Annotated in this window: 17 protein-coding genes and 1 pseudogene; 14 read left to right on the forward strand and 4 right to left on the reverse strand. The window is 67.1% G+C overall.

Going from position 1 to position 19,448, the window contains the following annotated elements; all coding sequences use genetic code 11:
• Positions 1-38: 38 nt before the first annotated feature.
• The gene (locus BV907_RS11520; RefSeq protein ID WP_077489881.1) at positions 39-1,544 is read left to right on the forward strand and encodes a peptide ligase PGM1-related protein; all 1,506 of its coding nucleotides are present in this window, start codon (positions 39-41) and stop codon (positions 1,542-1,544) included.
• Between the two features lie 456 nt (positions 1,545-2,000).
• On the opposite strand, the gene BV907_RS19115 is transcribed toward BV907_RS11520, so the two are convergent.
• Positions 2,001-2,174 carry a hypothetical protein gene (locus BV907_RS19115; RefSeq protein WP_217697924.1) on the reverse strand — a complete coding sequence of 58 codons (174 nt, stop codon included), beginning with the start codon at positions 2,172-2,174 and terminating at the stop codon, positions 2,001-2,003.
• A 108-nt stretch (positions 2,175-2,282) separates the two neighbouring features.
• Here BV907_RS19115 and BV907_RS11525 point away from each other — a divergent pair, with 108 nt between their 5' ends.
• The 9 genes from BV907_RS11525 to BV907_RS19785 all read left to right on the forward strand — a co-directional run bounded on the left by BV907_RS11525 (position 2,283) and on the right by BV907_RS19785 (position 12,944).
• Positions 2,283-3,707 (forward strand): glycoside hydrolase family 15 protein, encoded by a 1,425-nt coding sequence (locus BV907_RS11525; protein WP_139346738.1) that lies wholly within the window; start codon positions 2,283-2,285, stop codon positions 3,705-3,707.
• A gap of 24 nt (positions 3,708-3,731) precedes the next feature.
• Positions 3,732-5,657 (forward strand): GMC family oxidoreductase, encoded by a 1,926-nt coding sequence (locus BV907_RS11530; protein ID WP_139346739.1) that lies wholly within the window; start codon positions 3,732-3,734, stop codon positions 5,655-5,657.
• Complete coding sequence (locus BV907_RS11535) at positions 5,654-6,766, forward strand: ferritin-like domain-containing protein (RefSeq protein ID WP_077489882.1); 1,113 nt, start codon at positions 5,654-5,656, stop codon at positions 6,764-6,766. The genes BV907_RS11530 and BV907_RS11535 overlap by 4 nt, the downstream gene beginning before the upstream one ends.
• Positions 6,763-7,272, forward strand: a complete 510-nt coding sequence (locus BV907_RS11540; RefSeq protein WP_077489883.1) for a hypothetical protein — start codon at positions 6,763-6,765, stop codon at positions 7,270-7,272. The genes BV907_RS11535 and BV907_RS11540 overlap by 4 nt, the downstream gene beginning before the upstream one ends.
• Positions 7,269-8,183 (forward strand): myo-inosose-2 dehydratase, encoded by a 915-nt coding sequence (gene iolE / locus BV907_RS11545; RefSeq protein WP_077489884.1) that lies wholly within the window; start codon positions 7,269-7,271, stop codon positions 8,181-8,183. The genes BV907_RS11540 and iolE overlap by 4 nt, the downstream gene beginning before the upstream one ends.
• A 12-nt stretch (positions 8,184-8,195) precedes the next feature.
• Complete coding sequence (locus tag BV907_RS11550; protein WP_077489885.1) at positions 8,196-9,248, forward strand: sugar phosphate isomerase/epimerase family protein; 1,053 nt, start codon at positions 8,196-8,198, stop codon at positions 9,246-9,248.
• A gap of 11 nt (positions 9,249-9,259) precedes the next feature.
• The gene (locus BV907_RS11555) at positions 9,260-10,075 is read left to right on the forward strand and encodes an MBL fold metallo-hydrolase (protein ID WP_217697925.1); all 816 of its coding nucleotides are present in this window, start codon (positions 9,260-9,262) and stop codon (positions 10,073-10,075) included.
• Between the two features lie 19 nt (positions 10,076-10,094).
• The gene (locus BV907_RS11560; protein ID WP_077489887.1) at positions 10,095-11,750 is read left to right on the forward strand and encodes an alpha-keto acid decarboxylase family protein; all 1,656 of its coding nucleotides are present in this window, start codon (positions 10,095-10,097) and stop codon (positions 11,748-11,750) included.
• 885 nt (positions 11,751-12,635) lie between these two features.
• Positions 12,636-12,944 (forward strand): acyltransferase, encoded by a 309-nt coding sequence (locus BV907_RS19785; RefSeq protein WP_281250869.1) that lies wholly within the window; start codon positions 12,636-12,638, stop codon positions 12,942-12,944.
• A gap of 69 nt (positions 12,945-13,013) precedes the next feature.
• On the opposite strand, the gene BV907_RS18385 is transcribed toward BV907_RS19785, so the two are convergent.
• Complete coding sequence (locus BV907_RS18385) at positions 13,014-13,685, reverse strand: hypothetical protein (RefSeq protein WP_139346740.1); 672 nt, start codon at positions 13,683-13,685, stop codon at positions 13,014-13,016.
• Between the two features lie 603 nt (positions 13,686-14,288).
• Here BV907_RS18385 and BV907_RS11575 point away from each other — a divergent pair.
• The 4 genes and pseudogenes from BV907_RS11575 to BV907_RS18390 form a co-directional block, all read left to right on the forward strand.
• Positions 14,289-15,590 (forward strand): hypothetical protein, encoded by a 1,302-nt coding sequence (locus BV907_RS11575; RefSeq protein WP_139346741.1) that lies wholly within the window; start codon positions 14,289-14,291, stop codon positions 15,588-15,590.
• A gap of 412 nt (positions 15,591-16,002) precedes the next feature.
• Complete coding sequence (locus BV907_RS11580; RefSeq protein WP_175637446.1) at positions 16,003-16,836, forward strand: transposase; 834 nt, start codon at positions 16,003-16,005, stop codon at positions 16,834-16,836.
• 49 nt (positions 16,837-16,885) lie between these two features.
• The gene (locus BV907_RS19120; RefSeq protein WP_425441638.1) at positions 16,886-17,818 is read left to right on the forward strand and encodes an IS256 family transposase; all 933 of its coding nucleotides are present in this window, start codon (positions 16,886-16,888) and stop codon (positions 17,816-17,818) included.
• Between the two features lie 283 nt (positions 17,819-18,101).
• Positions 18,102-18,338, forward strand: a pseudogene (locus tag BV907_RS18390) (transposase); the annotation flags it as partial.
• Here BV907_RS18390 and BV907_RS18395 read toward each other — a convergent pair.
• Positions 18,295-18,699: a hypothetical protein gene (locus BV907_RS18395; RefSeq protein ID WP_139346742.1), complete on the reverse strand. Its 405-nt coding sequence runs from the start codon at positions 18,697-18,699 to the stop codon at positions 18,295-18,297. The pseudogene BV907_RS18390 and the gene BV907_RS18395 overlap by 44 nt on opposite strands.
• A gap of 28 nt (positions 18,700-18,727) precedes the next feature.
• The gene (locus BV907_RS11600; RefSeq protein WP_077489894.1) at positions 18,728-19,051 is read right to left on the reverse strand and encodes a hypothetical protein; all 324 of its coding nucleotides are present in this window, start codon (positions 19,049-19,051) and stop codon (positions 18,728-18,730) included.
• Positions 19,052-19,448 lie beyond the last annotated feature (397 nt).

Below are 19,448 nucleotides of genomic sequence, written 5' to 3' on the forward strand. Positions count from 1 at the left end.
GATGGTCATTGCACGGGAGTTCGTTGGAGAATCGCGCCATGGGCGGATCGATGTCCATGAAGGACTTTGACCAGCTACAGGCACAGCTTGGGCGGGTGTGGGCCCTGAACCGGCCGGGCATGGCTGTCGAGCACGTGCTGGTGGTGCTGCCGTCCTTCAGTCTTGGCGAGTCACTGCTGCACCACTACGCCTCTCGGATTCCGGCGCTCGAGCATCGCTATCTGGTCACCCACCTCATGCTGCACCGGATCCAGTCATGTGAGCTGGTGTTCCTGACCTGTCAGGCACCCGGCCAGGAGGTGATGGACTATTACACCTCGCTGGTGCCTGCAGACCTTCGGGCAAGCGTGCGAGCCCGCTTCCGGCTGACGGTCGTGCCTGACGACACGCCCCGTCCCATCGCGGCCAAGTTGCTTGACCGGCCCGAACTGCTCAAGGAGATTCGGAGTTCGTTCGGGGATCGGCCTGTCCTTATTGCGCCGTGGAACGTGACCGACAGTGAGGTCGAGGTGGCCCTGCAGCTGCAGGCGCCGATCGAGGGCACCGCGCCCAACCTGTGGCCGCTTGGCTACAAGAGCGCAGGCCGACGGCTGTTCGCCGAGGCAGGGGTCCCGGCCCCCGTCGGATGTGAGGACGTCCGCAGCGTCGAGGATGTGGTGGCCGCCATCGCCGCGATCCGGGCTGCGCGGCCAGCCTCCCCTGGCGTTGTGATCAAGCACGACAACAGCGGCGCCGGTGACGGCAACGTCGTCGTCGACCTGCGGCACGTTGGCGGCGGACCCGCAGCGGGCGAGCATGTCCGCAAGCGGGTGGCGGCGCTGCCGGAGTGGTATCTGCGCGATCTTGGTGCCGGGGGCGTGGTCGAAGAACTGATCGCCGGCGCCCGGTTCGCCAGCCCCAGCGTGCAGCTGGACATCTCGCCGTACGGTGAGGTTGCGGTGGTGTCCACCCACGAGCAACTGCTCTCCGGAGAAAGCGGCCAGGTGTACGTCGGGTGCCGGTTCCCAGCCGACCCGGCGTATGCGCGCGACCTCGCGCGTCACGGGCGGGCCGTCGCCACCCAACTCGCCGCGCGTGGCGTCATCGGGCGCTTGAGTCTCGACTTCGCGGCCGCGGGCGATGGCGCCGGCGGCTGGCAGCTGTTCGCGCTGGAGGTCAACCTTCGCAAGGGCGGCACCACCCATCCCTTTGCCGTGCTTCGCAACCTGGTTCCCGGCCACTACGACGCCGACGCCGGGCAATGGGTGGCCGACGATGGCACCGCTCGTTGGTACTGGGCGACTGACAACCTGGTCGACCCGGGCTGGCTCGGACTTCCGCCCGCCACGGTGATCAAGGCCGTCGCTGACGCCGGCCTGCAATTCGACTACCGAACTGGGACCGGTGTGGTGCTGCACATGCTGTCCTGCCTGGCCATCGACGGCCGTTTCGGTCTGACCGCGATTGGGCGGACCCCCGAGCAGGCGGCCGACCTCTACCACGCCACCAAGGCCGCCATCGACGGTCACGCCAACCCTGCCAGACGTGATAGTCCGCACCGCTGAGCTCTTCCGTGGACGAGATTCACTCAAGGGATTCCCCGGTCGGCTGATGCAGCTCCCTCGATGCATTTCATTGGGTAACCCTGGAAATTGATAAAGGCAAAACTGAAAAGGGCCGACGGCAGCAAATATCCGCCCGATGGCGAAAACCGCGGAAGAATAGAGAACGGCCCGTGACGAATAATCCGTCGGTTCGGCCGAAGCTCTTCAGCAACGCCAGGTTAGCCGGCAGCCGGTTGTGCTGGCATCCAACCCCCCAAAACATCCCCCATGTACGCGCCAAGCGCAACCAATATTAGCCCTCTCGGCTAGCTCGTCAAGCCCTCCGGCGATCCTGTTGAGCTATTGACACTGATCACTCGACTTGCCAGCATTCGGTCTGTCAGTTCGATTGGTCCCAGCGAAATTCCGGATCAGTCGACGGCGGTCTCGAGAATTTTGATCAACACCGTATTTTGATCAGCCCTGTATTTTGATCGACAGTGTATTTTGATCAGCACTGTATTTGGAATCAGACTGCGCCTCCGGGGGGACGGGACGGGATGATTGGCTGGCCAGTTCGTTGTAGCTCCTGGCTTGAGCTTGCGCCTGAACGTTCTCGCCGTGGCGTATCTGCCGGCTGCGCTCCACCACGCCATGACGCCATGAGTCGGCCAGGAGCCTGCGGTCGGCGTGGACCGGCGGAAGAGCTCGCCGCTTCCCGGCCCGACACATCCGCCCGAAAGAAAACGGAGTCCAGCAATGAGCGCGTCCACCACGTTGTCCGTCATGCCCGCCCGCACGAGCCGGCCGACCGGCACGACTCAACCGCGGGCGACCGTCCAAAACTCCTTTGCCCCGGGAGCGGTCGATCTGCCGTCGCTCGTCCCGACCATGTTCACCTTCATGTTCCGGAACATCGCCAGCGACGGCTTCATCTTCAGTGATCCGCAGTCGCCGGGCGACGTCTCCCGGGACTCGAGGCCGGGCTGCATCATCGCCGCCCCCTCCTTCCCGGCTGAAACCCCCGGCACCGACGAGGACTACGTCTTCAACTGGGTGCGCGACGGGGCCATCACGGCCATGGAGGTGGCCAAGGCCATCCTGCCCACCGACCAGGACGGGTCGGTGCAGACCCTCAACGACTACGTGACGTTCGCCAACCTCTGCCACTCCAACGCCCAGCCGACCAAGGGCCACGCCTGCTTCGCCATCGCCGGCGACGCCCGCCCCTGGACGGAGCAGAACGACGGCCCGGCCCTGCAGTCGATCACGCTCCTGGCCGCCTACGACCAGCTCGATCCCAGCACGCAGAAGGTGGCGGTCGGGCTGGTCAACGCGAACGTGGCCTTCCTCCTCGGCGTCTACGAGGACCCCACCACGAACCTGTGGGAGGAGCACACCGGCTACAGCTTCTTCGCCCGCTCCGCCCAGCTGCGCTGCTTCGAGGAGATCCAGGCCTCGACCGTCGCCGGCATCGAGAAGCCGGCCGGGCTGCAGCCGGCCATCGACTGGCTGCGCCAGGCCATCGCAGGCCACTGGGACGGGAGCAAGTACGTGAGCATGATGGCCGATCCGGGCAACGGCGCCCCGCCGTCGCCGCAGGACCCGGTCGTCGCCGGCTACGACCCGAACATCGACATCGTCCAGGCGGCCGTCTACGGCGCCGTTTCCGTCACGGACCCCAAGCTGCTGGCCACGGCGGCCCAGCTGCGGTCCCAGTGGGAGGAGGGCGGGATCGCCTTCTACCCGATCAACAAGGTGGACAAGGAACAGTTCGGCATCGGGCCGATGTTCGGCCGCTACCCGGGCGACGTGTACGACGGCGACGCCGCGCACCCGGCGCTCGGGGAACACCCCTGGGCGCTCTCGACGTGCAACGTCGCCGAGCTGCACTACAGGCTGGCCGCCGAGATCGCCTCCAGCGGCACGGTGCCCGTGGACGAGCTGTCGGCACCTTTCTTCGCCCAGTCCGGCATCGACGGGACGACGAAGCCGGCGGCGGCCGCGGCTGCCCTGGCGGCGACCGGCGACGCCATGGTGCGCGCCGTCGTCTACCACAGCGACCACCTGGAGCTCTCCGAGCAGTTCGACGGCACCACCGGCTACGAGCGCAGTGTCCGCAACCTGACGTGGAGCTACGCGGCCTACCTGTCCGCCATGCGGGCCCGCGCCGACGTCGTCTGAGCCGTCGCAGAAGGAGGGAGTGACATGTACGTGAGATTCCCCCACGGGGCGGCGAACCGCACCGATCCCGCGGCGGCGGCCGAGGTCCTCTACGACGCCGTCATCGTCGGCGGCGGGATCGCCGGCTCCATCATCGCCTCGCGGCTGAGCGAGGCCGGCAGGAGAGTGCTCATCCTCGAAGCGGGCTCGGCCCAGGACCTCACCCTGAAGGGCTACGAGGCCTACCTCGAGCGCTTCTACTCCGCGACGAGCAAGGACAACCAGGCGCCCTACCCTGTGGTGCCCAACGCCCCGATGCCCCGCGGCACGGACGCGCGGCGGATCGCCCCGGGAACGCCCGACTCCTCCTCCTACATCGTCCAGAGCGGACCCTTCGCCACCGACACCACCTACACGAGGGTTCTCGGCGGCACGACCATGCACTGGGAGGGCAAGACGCCGCGGATGCTGCCCGAGGACTTCCGCATGCGCACGCTCTACGGCGAGGGTGCCGACTGGCCGCTCACCTACGAGGACCTCTCCCCGTACTACGACGAGGCCGAGCGCGAGATCGGCGTCTCGGCCGACGTCGAGGACCAGGCCTACCTCGGGACCACCTTCGACGAGGGCTACGTGTACCCCATGAAGGGCCTGCCCCTCTCGTACCTGGACCAGATGGTCGCCAGGGACGTCGACGGGATGCCGGTCGAGCTCGACGGGGAGAAGCGTCAGCTGCGCGTCCGGCCGTGGCCGCAGGGCCGGAACGGGATACCGAACCCGGCGTACGACGGCGGGAAGGGTTACGTTCCGCGGGGGGCGGTGAGCACCTTCCAGGTCGAGCTCGGCCAGCGGTGCCAGGGCAACAACAACTGCGTGCCCATCTGCCCGGTGCAGGCCAAGTACAACGCCGGCAAGACCCTCGCCGTGGCCCTCCAGAGCGGCCGGGTCGACCTGGTCGCGCAGGCGGTGGCCTACAAGGTGCACGTCGACGAGCAGACCGGACGGGTGACCGAGATCGAGTACCGCCGCTACGAACGGCCCGACAGCACCAGCTTCACCACCCTGAGGGCCCGGGGCCGGCTGTTCATCCTGGCCACCAACGCCGTCGAGAACCCCCGGCTCATGCTGGCCTCCGGCCTGCGCAGCTCGAGCGGCCTCATGGGGCGGAACTTCATGGACCACGCCTACCTGCTCGCGTGGGCCCTGCTCCCGGAGGTGGCCGGCACCTTCCGCGGCACCAACTGCACCGGCGGCATCACCGACCTGCGCGGCGGCCACTTCCGCCGCCGCCAGGCCGCCTTCAGCGTCGACATCCACAACGACGGCTGGGGCTGGGCCCGCGGGGCACCCATGACGGACCTGATCGACCTGGTCGACGCCGGCGGCCGCTACGGCGAGACCCTCCGGCAGGGCCTCGTGGACCGGGTGTCACGCCAGCTGCAGCTGGCCTTCATGGTCGAGGTCCCCGCCAACCCGAGCAACCGGATCACCGTGGACCCGGCCTACACCGACCATCTGGGGAACATGCGGCCCATCCTCACCTACGACATCCCCGACTACACGATGCGCGGCGTGGCCTACGCCAGGCAGCTGTCGAAGCGGATCTTCGCCCGCCTCGGGGCCGAGGACCACACCGAGTACGATCCCACCTTCTGGGGCTACGCCGTCCACGAGGGCGAGGGGTACGAGATCCGAGGAGGCAACCACCTCGCCGGCACCCACATGATGGGCCGCGTCCCGACCAATTCCGTGGTCAACCCGGATCAGCGGTCCTGGGACCACGCGAACCTCTACCTGGTCGGCGGGGGGAGCATGCCGACCGTGGGCACCTCGAACATCACGCTCACCCTCGCGGCCCTGTGCCTGCGGAGCGCCCGCGCCATGCTTGCCCAGCTCGACGCCGAGAGCGCACCGATCGAGGTCTCCTCGAAGGGCGCCACCCGTCCTCAACACCAGGAGGTGTCCCAGTGACCGCATCGACCATCAACACCCGCGACGACCTGATCGACTACCTGCACGTGGCGATCGCCCTCGAGCACGCCACCATCCCCCCGTACCTGACCGCGCTCTACTCCATCCATCCCGCCACCAACTCTGACGCCGCCCACGTCATCCGGGTAGTCGTGGTGGAGGAGATGCTGCACCTGACCCTCGCCGCCAACGTGCTGAACGCCATCGGCGGGTCTCCCGACCTGACCCGTCCCGGCTTCGTGCCCTCCTACCCGGCCCGTCTGCCCGACGGGGAGGACGACTTCTACGTCGACCTGCGGCCCTTCTCCCCTGAAGCGGTGGAGACGTTCCTCAATATCGAACGGCCGGGCGCCGCTCCCAGCGGCAGGTCACGGCTCGTGCCGACGCCGGACGGCGGGAGGCCGTTCCTCGTCTCCAGCCCGACGGTCGAGGGGATGCACTTCTACAGCATCGGCGAGTTCTACGAGGAGATCATCGAGGGGCTGGAGAAGGTGGCTGCGGCCGACCCCGGGCTCTTCAGCGGGGACCCGGCCAGGCAGGTGGGGCCCGAGTACTTCTACTCCGGCGGCGGGGCGGCGATCCCCGTCGTCGACCTGGACTCGGCGCGGCGGGCGCTGCGCTTCATCGCCGAACAGGGCGAGGGCCTCGACTCGGGCATTTACGACGACGACGGCGAGCTCGCGCACTACTACCGGTTCCGGCAGCTGAAGCTCGGCCGCTACTACCAGGCTGGCGACCACCCCGACTCGCCCTCCGGCCCGCCTCTCAGCGTCGCGTGGGACGAGGTGTTCAGGGTGAAGGTCAGCGCCAAGCTGGCCGACTATCCGCCCGGATCGGAGCTCGAGGCTGCAGCGCTGGACTTCAACGCCGACTACGAGGCTTTTCTCGCCCTCCTCACTCAGGCGTTCAACGGCCAGCCGGGCCTCCTGCTCGATGCCGTGCCCTACATGTTCCGCCTGCGCGACGCGTTCAACCGCCTCGTGCGCAACCCCCTGCCGGGCAGCGGCGGGCACCATGCCGCCCCCACCTTCGAGGTCCCGACGGTGGCCGGGTCGGGCCCGGAGGCCTCCCAGGCCGCCAGCGACACAGCCCAGGCGGTGGGGCGGTGAGCACCGAGCCGTTCGACGAGTTCCTCCGCCTCTCGGCCGAGCTCACCGCCTTCGAGGAGACCGACCTGCTCGGCACCGGGCTGGCCCACCAGTACCTGGCCAAGGTGCGCGCCGCCTGCGGTGACGACGTCGTCGTCGCCCTTCTGGACGCCTACCGCGCCGCCCGCGCCGACGCGGAGGACGACGGCGGACGCCGCGACCCGATCCTGCTCGACCGGGCCCTGCGCCACCGGATCTTCAGCGACGACCGCCTCGGGCCGGTGGCCCGCAACGTCGTCAAGCTCTGGTTCGCTGGGATGTGGTACGGGCTGCCACCCGAGTGGACGGACCGCTACGGGGCCCACAGCGCGGCCGAAACCTCCACCGTCACCTCCGCCTCCTATCAGGAGGGGCTGCTGTGGCGGGCCATCGCGGCCAACCCCCCGGGCGCCAAGGCGCCCGGCTACGGCTCCTGGGCCGAGCCACCCCGCATCGAGCAGCGCTATCTGAAAGGGGCAGGAAAATGACAACACTAGCGGATGGCCTCGGTCCGGACAGGGTGAAGCTCGGCGTCTGCTGCACGCTCTGGTGGAACGATGATTTCCCCACCATCGACGCCGGCATCCCCTTCGGCCAGGCCGTGAGCGAGATGGCCCTCGCGGGCTTCCAGGGCTGCAGCATCGGGCACAAGTACCCCTCCGACGCCGCGGTGCTCAAGGCCGCCCTCGACCTCCGCGGACTGCAGGTGTCCGAGCCCTGGACGAGCACGTACTTCACGATCAAGAACATGCGGCAGAAGACGATCGACGCCTTCGAGCAGACGCTGGCGCACATCAAGGCCCTCGGCGGAACCGAGCTGGTCGTGGCCGAGTTCGGAGCCTCCTCGCACCTGCTCCCCATCGACCTGTTCGCCAATCGCCCGGTCTTCACCGACGCCCAGTGGGACGACCTGACCTCCGGCCTGGAGGAGCTAGGCAAGATCGCCAACGCGGCCGAGATGAGGCTCAGCTACCACCACCACATGGGCACCGGCGTCATGTACCGGGCCGATATCGACCGGCTGATGGCCTCGACGGATCCGGAGCTGGTCCACCTGCTGCTCGACACCGGCCATGTCGCCTTGGCGGGCGACGATCCGCTGGACGTGGCCCGGGCCCACGCGGACCGCATCGGCCACGTCCACCTCAAGAGCGTCCGCCCCGAGTTCGTGAGCCAGGTGCAAGAAGAAGGCCTCTCGTTCCAGGAGGGCGTCGAGCTCGGCGTCTTCACCGTGCCCGGCGACGGCACGATCGAGTTCCGGCCGATCCTCGAGGCGCTCGCCGAGGCCGACTACGAGGGCTGGCTGGTCGTGGAGGCCGAGCAGGACCCGAACAAGGCCAACCCGCTCGAATATGCCCAGAGGGCCCGCGCCTACCTCGCGGATGTCCTGGGCTGGTAGAGGAGATCAGGAATGGACACGACACCCCAGCGAGACGTCTTCTTCAGCTTCTTCATGTTCACCGCCGACCTGAGGCCCCAGGACCCGAGCTACACGAAGGTCCTGATCGACCATCTGAAGGTCCTCACCGAGATGGGCTACGACGGCTTCGACGTGCACATCGCCTCCCAGCCGGCGACCGTCGACCATCGGCGCGAGGTCGAGGCCTACGCCGGCCTCAAGAAGGCGTTCGACCATGCGGGGCTGAGGGGGACGAAGTTCACCACCAACGTCGGGACCACGCGGACCTTCGACCCGACGTCACCCTACGAGGAACAGCGCAGGCAGGCCCTCTCCTACCTCACGTCGCGCGTCGACATCACCCAGGTTCTCGGCGGCGACTCGATCATGTCCGGGCCGTTCCTCTACCCCTACGGAGTGTTCCCGCTCACGGACGCCAATGAGCAGATCTGGTCCGATGCCCTCCAGGACTGGATGAAGCCGCGCTTCCGCGCGGCGCGCGCCGTCTTCGAGGAACTGGCGGAGTATGCCGCGGCGCAAGGGGTGAAGCTCGCCGTCGAGCCCGTCAAGAGCTGGGAGACGCCCCCGCCCAACATGGTCTCGGAGGCGCTGGACTTCCTCGACACCCTCGGGAACCCGCACGGCGCCGGCGTGACGATCGATACCGCGCAGGTCGTGATGGAGAGCCAGGGCCCTGGGGTCTTCAGGGAGAACGTCGCCCGGGCCGCGAGCCAGGACCGGCTCCACTATGTCCACATCTCCGCGCCCGATCGGGGTGCGGTGCATGACAGCTGGATCCCGTGGGAGACCATCCTGAACGAGGTCGAGCCGGTCTACCGCGGGCCCTATCTGGTCGAGGTGTTCAACGCGATCCCGCCGTTCGACAGCTCCATGCGGATGGCCCGCCGCCGCTTCTGGCGCCCCGGCGAGGACGCGCCGTCGTCCGCCGACAGTGCCTACGACGTCGCCAAAGCCGCGCTGGAGGAACTCCGGGAGCAGATCGCCCTGTCCGCCCGAACCCGGTCGGATGCGACGCTGCTGGCCTACACCGGAGAGGACGACTGATGTTGGCCCAGGTGTCAGATCCCATCAGCATGGTCGTGAAGCAGACGGGCGACGTCCGTCTTCACACCTTCGTCTCGTCCTTCGAGTACAGCAACATCGCCAACGCCACCCACATCGTCGAGACCGCGAACCAGCTGGTGCTCGTCGACTCGCAGTTCCTCGTTCCCTACGCGAGGGCCTTCAGGGACTACGCGGACAGTCTCGGCAAGCCGATCAAGAGGCTGTACCTTTCCCACCGGCACCCCGACCACTGGTTCGGCACGGGGGCCGCGTTCGCCGACACCCCGATCTACGCGCTGCCCGAGACGATGAAGTTCATCCAGGAGCACGGCGAGGACTCGAGGAGCGACCATTGGAAGCTCGGCGACCTCGTCCCGGATCAGATCGTCGTCCCCGGAGAGGTCGCGAGCCTGGGGGAGGAGACCATCGACGGGGTCAGGTATCTCTTCGACCGCGTCACGGACACGGAGATCGACGTCACCCTCACGATCCGGCTTCCCGAGCTGGGCGTGTACTTCGCCCAGGACCTGATCTACAGCGGCACCCACCTGTACCTGTCGGAGGACCTGGGCCACTGGATTCGGGTTCTGCAGGACATGCTCCTGACGGACTATGAGCTGTTCATGCCCGGCCACGGTCTGCCGGCCGACAAGAATGAAGTGGCCCGCAACATCGAGTATCTCAATGCCGCGCAGCAGGCCATCGGCAACGGGGTCACGGACGAGGCCTTCAAGGAGTTCATGCTCCAGCGATACCCCGAACGCAAATGCCCGGGGATCTTTGACATCTACCTGCCCCGGCTGTTTGGCGGCGCGAGCAGCTACTGATTATGGAGGCGATCACACCATGGACGCGGGATACACCGTAGGGAAATACCTCGTCGAGCGGCTGCATCAACTGGGGCTCGAGCACCTGTTCTCCATCGCCGGGGACTATTCGATTGATTGGCTGAACCGGTACGTCACGCCGAGCAGCATCGAGATCATCGAAGAAGTCAACGAGATGAACGCCGGCTATGCCGCGGACGGCTACGCGCGGCTGAAGGGAATCGGTGCCCTCTGCGTGACCTACTCGGCAGGCGCACTGTGTGCGGTGAATGCACTCGCCGGTGCCTACGTCGAGAAGGTGCCGCTCGTGCTGATCAACGGCACGCCGAGCATCAAGAAGACCATCACCTTCGAGCAGACCGGGTTCAGCGCGCATCACTTCATCACCGGGCGCGAGACGGACCTCCAGTCGTTCGAGCACATCACCGCCGCGGCGGTCCGCGTGGACAGTCCGGATCTGGCGCCGGTGCTGATCGACTATGCGCTGACGCGGTGCATCAGCGAGCGGCGCCCGGTGTACATCGAGCTCCTCCAGGACATGGTCGAACTGGAGTGCGAGCCGCCTAGCGGTGTGCTGAAGCCGGCCAGGGCGATATCGGATGAGACGAGCCTCGAAGAGTCGGTCGCGCAGATCTGCTCGAGGCTCGAACGCGCCGATAATCCGCTCATCTGGGTCGGCGTGGAGGTGGACCGCCTCGGCCTGCAGGAGAAGACCACGAGCTTGATCCAGCAGCTGAACGTCCCCTTCGTCACGGAGCTCCTGAGCAAGGCCGTCCTCTCCGAGGACGACGAGCTGTTCGTCGGGGTGCTGGACGGCCAGGCCTCATCGGCAGCTGTTTTGGATCTGGCCAAGACGTCCGATTTCATCCTGGCCCTCGGCGTGTGGCTGACGGATATCAACTCGCTGGGCTGGGACCCGGACTTCGACAAGACCGCCTTTGCCTCGATGGATGCGGTCAAGCTCGGAACCTATTTCGGCGGGCAGGTCGCGCTGGAGCACCTGATCGACGGGATCCTGGCACAACAGGTCGCGCCCAAAGTTCGGAATCTGGAGGCGACACTGGCTTATACCGGGCAGACCGTGGCCTTAACCGATGAGATCACGTACCAGGGATTCTACGATTTCATCCAGCCGTACATCGACGAGAACACCATTGTCGGCAGCGATTCGAGCCTGAACTACTTCGGGAGCATTCTGCTCGAGGTGCCCACGCCGGGCGCGTTCATCGCCCAATCGTCCTATTCCTCGATCGGCTACATTGGGGCGGCCGCGACCGGTCTTTGCTTGGCAAAGAGCCCCCACCAAAGGGTGATGGTCTTCTCTGGGGACGGAGGCTTCCAGATGACCGCCCAATGCCTCTCGACCCAGACGCGTTTCCAGCTCAACCCGATCGTCTTCGTCATCGACAACGGTGTCTACGGGGTGGAGCAGTGGCTCGCTGATGCAAGTGTCTTCCATGACGACAAGCCGTTCTACAGGTCGTGCATCCTGCACCCGTGGAATTACAGCAAGCTCGCGGAGGTGTTCGGCTACCAGGGGTGGAAGGTCAGCACCTATTGGGAGCTGGAGGAAGCCGTGGCGGGTGCACTGGCGAACTCGAACAGCCCGTCCATCATCCAGGTCGTGGTGCCCGACCATTCCATTCCCGAGAATGCGGAGTGGAAGGCGCAGTAGCTGCTCCTGATCGCGGATGCTCGTGCTGGCGGAGTGCCCCGAGATCGTGGGGTAGCGGCCGAGCCGCAGGTGCGGGTGCAGGCGTGGGCGGTCGGGCCCGGAATCGCGGACGACGCCAGCCAGCTCCGCGCGCTCGAGGCGCCCTCGCGTCGGGCCTGCCCGCGGTGGTCGACGCGTCCGACTCGAGGCGCTGGGCGAGGGGACCGCGCTGGGGGAAGATGTCGTGCTGAACCCGCACGCAGGGGAGCTCGCCGTGCTTCTGCACCGCCTCGGGCCAGAACCCCGGAAAGCGCGGAGGTCGAGGTCCGGCGCGTGGGCTGGGCGAGCGAGACCGAGGCCCCCAAGGGGGTGACCATGCGGCTCAAGGGCCCGGCCACTATGTGCGGGGTCCCGGCCGGGTGTGGTCGTCGGCATATGGGCACCCGCACCTCGGGCCGCAGGGATGGGAACTCCGGCCCTGCCGCCCGTGGAGCTCGCCGCGGCAGCGACGCTCATCCATGAGTAGTGCTAGCAGAACTGCGGCGGAAGGAGGCCCATACGGCGCGCACGTGCAACGGGTTATGCGGGGGGGCGTCCGGCGGGTGTACTCGTCCTTAGCGAAGCTGTGAGTCCATGTATTCTTCTCGGGTGAATGGGGAATTTCGGTGCTTCGTGGCCAATCTGGCAGGGTCTCCCGCCTTTTCGGTTAAGGCCAGGTGGGCCATGCTTCGGCTCGCTGGAGTCTCAATCGGCCGGTCCCGAGTCTGGCATGGAGGGGCCATCGTTGGGGATCCGTCCAAGCTGAGAATCGGGAGCGGCGTCTTCATCAACGTCGGCGCCTCGTTGTTTCCCACCGGTGGGATCACGATCGGGGACGGGGTGGCGATAGGGCCGCGGGCACTCATCATGACCGGAACACACGACATCGGCCCGTCCGACCGCCGCGCCTCCGAGCCCACGCGGTACAGCCCCGTTCGCATAGGTAAGGGGGCGTGGCTCGGGGCAGGTGTCGTCGTCCAGCCCGGCGTGAGCATCGGCGAGGGATGTGTTGTCGCGGCCGGCGCTGTCGTGACCAAAGATCTCGATCCAAACGGGCTGTACGCGGGGGTTCCCGCCAAGTTGGTGCGAAGCTTGGCAGGCGAGCCGGAGGGTACAATTCCGGCGGTTAGGCCTCGTCTGCTGGGGGCGCGTCCCGCGCTTCCAACTCCTGATTGAGACGGGCGATTTCCGCCTCAGCCGCGGCGAGAGCCCGGCCCAGCATCTCGATGACGTACGCGGTGCCGTTCATTTGCCGACCCATCCGGTGTTCCCGGTCCCCGCCTCTTTCACGTACAGCGTCGTCGCTGACCCGCCGTCTGTGCGGAGGTATACGGACCCCACGGAGGCTGTCTGCACGCCGTTGGGGTTGCCGGCGCCCCATAGGATCCGGCGGGATGAGTCGGACTGTTGACGGAACTGAGCACCCAGGACGTCGCCCGAGGCGCTCATTGCTCCGGTCATGATCAGGCCAGCGTCCAGCCCGAGTGCCGTGCTACTTCCTTGGTAGAGGCGGTGCCCGCCGATGTACGCGCTCTGCGACTGGGCGACAGTCAGCCCCGCGGCCGCTGTGATGGGGCCAGCGAACCATGACTTGCCGCCTTCGACGAAGATGGCGTAGGCCTCGGCCGATCCGAGCGCGCCGGCTGGGACGTTGTCCACGTAGAGGGCGTAGACGTAATCAGCCGTCGCGGTGGTGGCCCCGTCTTTGCGCTTCGGCACCCCAGCTTTGAGCGAGGTCATGTTTCCGACGTGGGCGCCGTCGGATGATGCTCCCATGAACGCGGCCTCGCCGTGGAGGCCGATGACCCTTCTGATGTTGGACCGGGAACGCACGGAAGCTTCGATGAGTGCCCCGAATATCCAGTTTGTTCCCTCGCCGTCCCCCGGGGCCGTACCTGTGGCGGTGAAGACGTTCATCCCCCATAAGAATCCGGGATTCGTGGACGGGGCGCCATCGTATTTGCCGGCGATGATGGAGCACATCGCGTGCCCAACGAAGTCCTGCGTCCCCGCGAGGTCGGGTGTGAGGTGCTGCCGAGACTGAAACGGGGCTCGGGGGTAGGCGTTCGCCGACCCGAAGCCCGGAAGCTGCCGAGACGCGAAGGAGGCGGACAGGTCGGGCAGCTGTGCCGCCGGGATCTTGGACGCGCCATCCAGTGTCGCGACTCCGGAGGGCGCGCCCTTTTCGGCGATGGGGACGTAGCTGTTGGGCTGGGATTTGTCGCCCGGTGCCGCGTGGGCGGCAGCAGCCGACACCACTGCTGCCCCAGTGGCAGCAGCGGCCGCCGCCCCGAACTTCATAGCGCCGCGGCGGCTGGTCTTCCGGGCAGCCGTCACGCTCGTTTCCCTATCGTTCATGCAAAGAACCTAGGACCCGTAGATGCCTTTCAACCAGCGTGAGCGGTACGCGATTATGGGGTTCTGGAGCCGTCGGGCTACTTGGTCAGCCAGCCTAGGTACTTGGTCTCGCAAGGGTAGAATCGGCTGGTCTGCGGCATCGTCCGGTTGGGGGTTCTGAGAATGGCTGCTGTGTTGGCGCTGTACGCCCTCGCGTGCCTGCTGGTCCTGGCAGTCAAGGACTACACGGTCCTTCTACTGGCTGCCGTCGCCGCTGGGCTCCTGCAGGCCCCGCTTCTGTCGCTGACGCATGACACGGCGTTCCAGTTCGTGGATGACATCCCCGCGGCACTGGTCCTTGTCGGGGCTGTGCTGACAGCGCTGGGCGGGCGCTTGAGGTCTGGCCGGCGTGCGCTTCTGCTTCTGGCCGCCCTGTTGGGCCTGGTCGCGTTCGGCGTGGCCCGGTCACCGGACATTGGGGTCGGGCTCGCACAGGCGAGACAGGTTCTGCTACCGCTCGGGCTGGTGTTCGCCGGGTACGTGCTGCGGGACCGGATCCGCTGGCGGGTCCTCTACGGCGGGGTGGCAGTCTTCGCCGCCGCGGCGGTCGCCTGGACCCTCACTGAGGAGGCCATCCAAGCGCCGCTGATTGACCCGGTGTGGTACTACGTCGAGGCGGTCGGCGGGAAGCCGTCCAGCCTGCGTGAGGGGCTTCCCCCGGCGTACTTCGCTGACGGGGTGGGCGGGGAGACGGTGTTCCGCCCGGGGGGTCCGTTCATGAATCCGCCAGTGCTCGGGTTCTTCCTCGGCCTCGGCTCTCTGGCCGCGAGGTTCGCGATCCACTCCATGCCGCTGCGGTGGGCGTTCTACGGGATGACTGCGCTGGCCTTGTTCTTCTCCTACGCCCGGGCCGGGATCCTGATCTTCCTCGTGCTGACCGTCGTGTACATGATCTGGGTCAAGCTCGGCCGATTCGCCGGCACTGCAACCGGGGCAATGCTCGGCCTGTATCTTGCGGCGACGTTCATCGAGCAGGGCAACACGGCCTCACACTCGAAGGGGCTTGGCGACGGGCTCATGGCCGGGGTTACCAGTCCACTAGGGATCGGATTCGGCAGCACGGGCTATCAGGCTGCGCTCGAGGGCGCCGAGAATGCGGGGGTCAGCGAAAGCCTGCTGGGGCTGTACTTCGCATGGCTCGGACTCCCGATGATTATCGCCGTGGTGGCCTATGCGTGGGCGTGCTGGCGTCGGATCCTAGCCGCTCCCCGGAAGCTGACGAGCACCCTGTGGGTGTCGCTCGCGATGGCGCTCGGAGCGGCCTCGTCCGAGTCGGCTTCCTCTATGGCTGCCACACCGGTCCTGTGGTTCGTCTGTGGGGCCGTTCTGGTGTCAGCCCCACAGACGAGGCGGGCGGTCAGTCGACGGCGGTCACCTTCATTGAGGATGCTCCGTAGTTGGGACCCTGGGAGAGTGCCACTGTGACGCCCGAGGTGTTGGCACGCATCGCCCACTTGTAGGTGTAAGACGTCCCCGGTGTCAGGCCGGTCACGAGGATTTCGTCGTAGTTCCGGCGGGGGTTGGTGCCCTTGCCCATGAGCATTTCCGTGTTGGCGACGTTGGATGCGCCCTCGCGGAGTGCCCCAATAGTTGTTGGGCCCTTCGGATCTAAGCGTGGTTGAGGGATCCGGCGGCGTGGCGTTGCCGGGGTGAGAGAGGTCGAGGTCTTCAGGATGGGAAGCGACGAAGCCGCCCAACTGAAAACCTCGACATGGACCACTGTACTTGTGGGCCCGGAGCGCGCTGGTGCGCCCGTGCCGATGCCCTGTTCCATTTCCCCGGCCTGCATGTGCTCGATGTGGGCTGCGACGATGGCGACGGCCGCTTGAGTGTCACGGTGGAGACCGACGCCGATGTCGGTGGCTGCCCGGAGTGCGGGTGCGTCGCTGTCGGCCACGGCCGCCGCGTCCACACCGTCGCGGACACGCCCTGCTTCGGGACCCCGGTGCGGGTGCAGTGGGCCAAGCGGATCTGGCGCTGCCAGGAGCCGACGTGCCCGAGGACAACGTTCTCCGAGGCCCACGCCTTCGCCTCCCCGCGGGCCAAGCTCAGCGCCCGGGCGGTCTCCTGGGCCACGGACGCGCTCGAGCGCGACGACACGTCCGTCTCGGCCCTGGCCCGGCACCTCGGGGTGGACTGGCACACCCTCTGGGACGCCGTCGCGGCCGAAGCCCGCCGCCGGCTCGAGGCGCCCGAGCGGCTGGCCGGGATCGACGCGCTCGGGGTCGACGAGCACGTGTGGTCCCCCACCGGCCTGCCCGGGTCCGGGATGGTCACGGGCATCGTGGACCACACCCGCGGACCCGACGGGAAGCCCAGGGCGAGGCTGCTGGACCTCGTCGAAGGACGTTCCGGGCCGGTCTACCGCAGCTGGCTCACCGACAGGGGCGAGGAGTTCAGGGCAGCGGTGAAGGTCGCGGCCCTCGACCCCTTCCAGGGCTACAAGAACGCCATCGACGACACCCTCCAGGACGCCGTGGCCGTGCTGGACGCCTTCCACGTCGTGAAGCTGGGAACCCAGGCGGTGGACGAGGTCCGCCGCCGCGTCCAGCAGCAGACTCGGGGGTGTCAGATGGTTTGTGTGAGGGCGGTGTCCCCGACAGAAAGCCGAGACACTGATGACCATGGTCGACAAGGAAGCACGCGAGGAACGCCGACGCGCCCAGCGTGAGGGGGTGGAGGCGCTGGAGGCATCCGGTGCGCTGGATGAGCTGTACTCGATGATCGATTCGGGTCAGGTCCAGCTCGAGGGCAAGGACGGGCTGATCCAGCGGCTGATCAAGGCCGGCCTCGAGCGCGGCCTGCAGGCAGAGCTGAGCGCCCACCTCGGCTACGAGAAGGGCGACCCGGAAGCGGCGCTGTTCCCGAATTCGCGCAACGGCGTGTATTCCAAGACGGTCGCGACCGGGGCCGGGGGGCGTCGAGCTGGCCGTGCCGCGGGACCGGGAGGGCACGTTCGCCCGTCCCTGGTCCCGAAGGGCTCCCGCCGCCTCGGCGGGCTCGATGACATGATCGTGAGCCTCTACGCCGGTGGGATGACCGTGCGCGACATCGAGCACCACCTCGTGTCCACGATCGGGTCGGAGATCAGCCGCGAGACGATCAGCAAGATCACCGATGAGGTCCTCGAGGAGGTCATGGCCTGGCAGCGCCGCAGGCTGGAGGCCTTCTACCCCGTCATCTACCTCGACGCGATCGTGGTCAAGGTCCGCGACGGGGCGCACGTGCGCAACAAGGCAGCGCACATCGCCGTGGGCGTGGACATGGACGGGATCAAGCACGTGCTCGGGATCTGGGTCCAGGCCACCGAGGGCGCGAAGTTCTGGGCCGGGGTCTGCGCCGAGCTGGGCAACCGCGGCGTGCGCGATGTGCTCATCGTCTGCTGCGACGGGCTCACCGGCTTCCCCGAGGCGATCGAGGCGACGTGGCCCGACTCGCTCGTGCAGACCTGCGTCGTGCACCTGATCCGGGCCTCGATGCGCTTCGTCTCCTACGGCCAGCGCAAGGCCGTCGCCGCTGCCCTGAAGATCTCAACTCATACCAGAACGAGGCGATGCGCACGGCGATCTACCCGCCGGACACCGCCATCGCCTACACCGCCCTGGGCCTCCGAGGAGGCCGGCAACGCGCAGTCAAGGTCGGGGTCGGGGTGAGCAGGTGCTTGCAGTTCTCCGCCGCCGGAGGGGGAACGTCACCCTCATTGCCGTCGGGCCCGGCACCGGCAAGTCCGCCCTCGTGCCCTGCGCCCAAGAAGCGGGTCCGGATCAACGGGTACGCCTACGTCTCCATCATCAGGACGCCGTTCAGCTACGGCGGCATTGCGGGCCCCCAGGGCCCCTGCCTTGATCCAGGTCACATCAGGACCCTTTGAACGAGGCCATCATAGATCTCGCCAAAAGTGAAGCCCTCGTGCGCAAAGACCGTGTACCAGGCCCGAACGAGGCCGCCGCGAGGACGGCCCTGGAGGAGTTCGCGGCCTCGGAGCTGGGGAAGAAGAACCCCAACACGGTCAGGGCCTTCGAGGACGCCTGGGGCCGTTTCACCCCGTTTCTGGCCTTCCCGCCCATGCTGCGCCGGGTCATCTACACTACCAACGCGATCGAGTCGCTGAACTACCAGCTGCGCAAGATCATCGAGAACCGCGGCCACTTCCCCTCCGACGACGCCGTCGTGTGGTGCTGAAGTTGACGTCGCTGCCGGTCGGCCGGTACGTCGTCACTTCGAGGACTGTGCCCGGCCGTGAGGTAGTGCCCCGGGGGATCGGCGCGACGGGCAGGGAGCGGATCGCGTCGAGGTATCCGAAGCCATCCTGCTTGTTCGGGATCAGGCCCGCTCCGCTCTCTGCCCACTCGGACACGTTGTAGATCGTCACGATGCGGCGCATCTTGTTTCGGATCACATGGGAGACGGCCTTGCGCAGAACCTTCTTGAACAGATCCGGGGTGTTTCCGTTCAGGTCGAACTCGCTCGGGTGCGGGTACTGCGTGTTCGCCGCGGTGATCACGTTGAAAATGCCCTTGGTCGGGAACGTCACGTTGTTCGCGTAGTTGGAGTACGAGTTGCTAGGTCGCGTCGGTGGCGTATCGGGTCTCGTAGCCTGCGTTCACGACCAGCGCCCCGTCCTTGCGGAGGCTCGAGAGCGTGGACGAGGTGGCAGTGATCGTCCCGCCGTTGGGTGCCATGACTGCCATGACCATCACGCCGTCGTAGCCGATCGTGCGGAACTTCCCCGCGAGCGCCTTGAGGTACGCAACTGTGTTCGTCGACCCGACGAAGCTGTCGTAGACTCCATGGATCGCCTCGGGGTCCCACACGAACACGGCCGCGTACGTCTTGCCGTCCTCGTTGTAGGCGTACGCGTCTGGGTAGGCCGAGTACGTGGCCACGAGGTCGTCGTTCTGCGCCTCAATCTCTTGGTCGTGCCGGCGTACTTGAGCCAGAGCATGTACTGCAGGGCGCTGAAGTTCGCGATGTTGTTGAACAACTGGTAGGCTCAGTGGTTGAGGTTCACCGGGTCGGACCAGCCCGTCGAGGTGAACCCCGGCGCCTGGGTGATGCTGACGATGTTGACGCCGGCCTCGCCAGCCAGAGGCACTGCCACCCGAAGATGTCGGGGTCGTGGCCCTTGTAGGAGCCCTGAATGGGGTGGCGCGACCCGTCGCAGCCCATCCTGGTCGTGCCGTTGCCCGTGTTCGTGGTGAGGTTCCACTGCCAGTGCTACCAGCCGTACCAGCCGTTCGCGGACGACGAGGACAGTGCCACGGCGTCAAGGCCGAAGTCGTT

Source organism: Sinomonas mesophila (assembly GCF_001999765.1).
GTDB lineage: Bacteria > Actinomycetota > Actinomycetes > Actinomycetales > Micrococcaceae > Sinomonas > Sinomonas mesophila.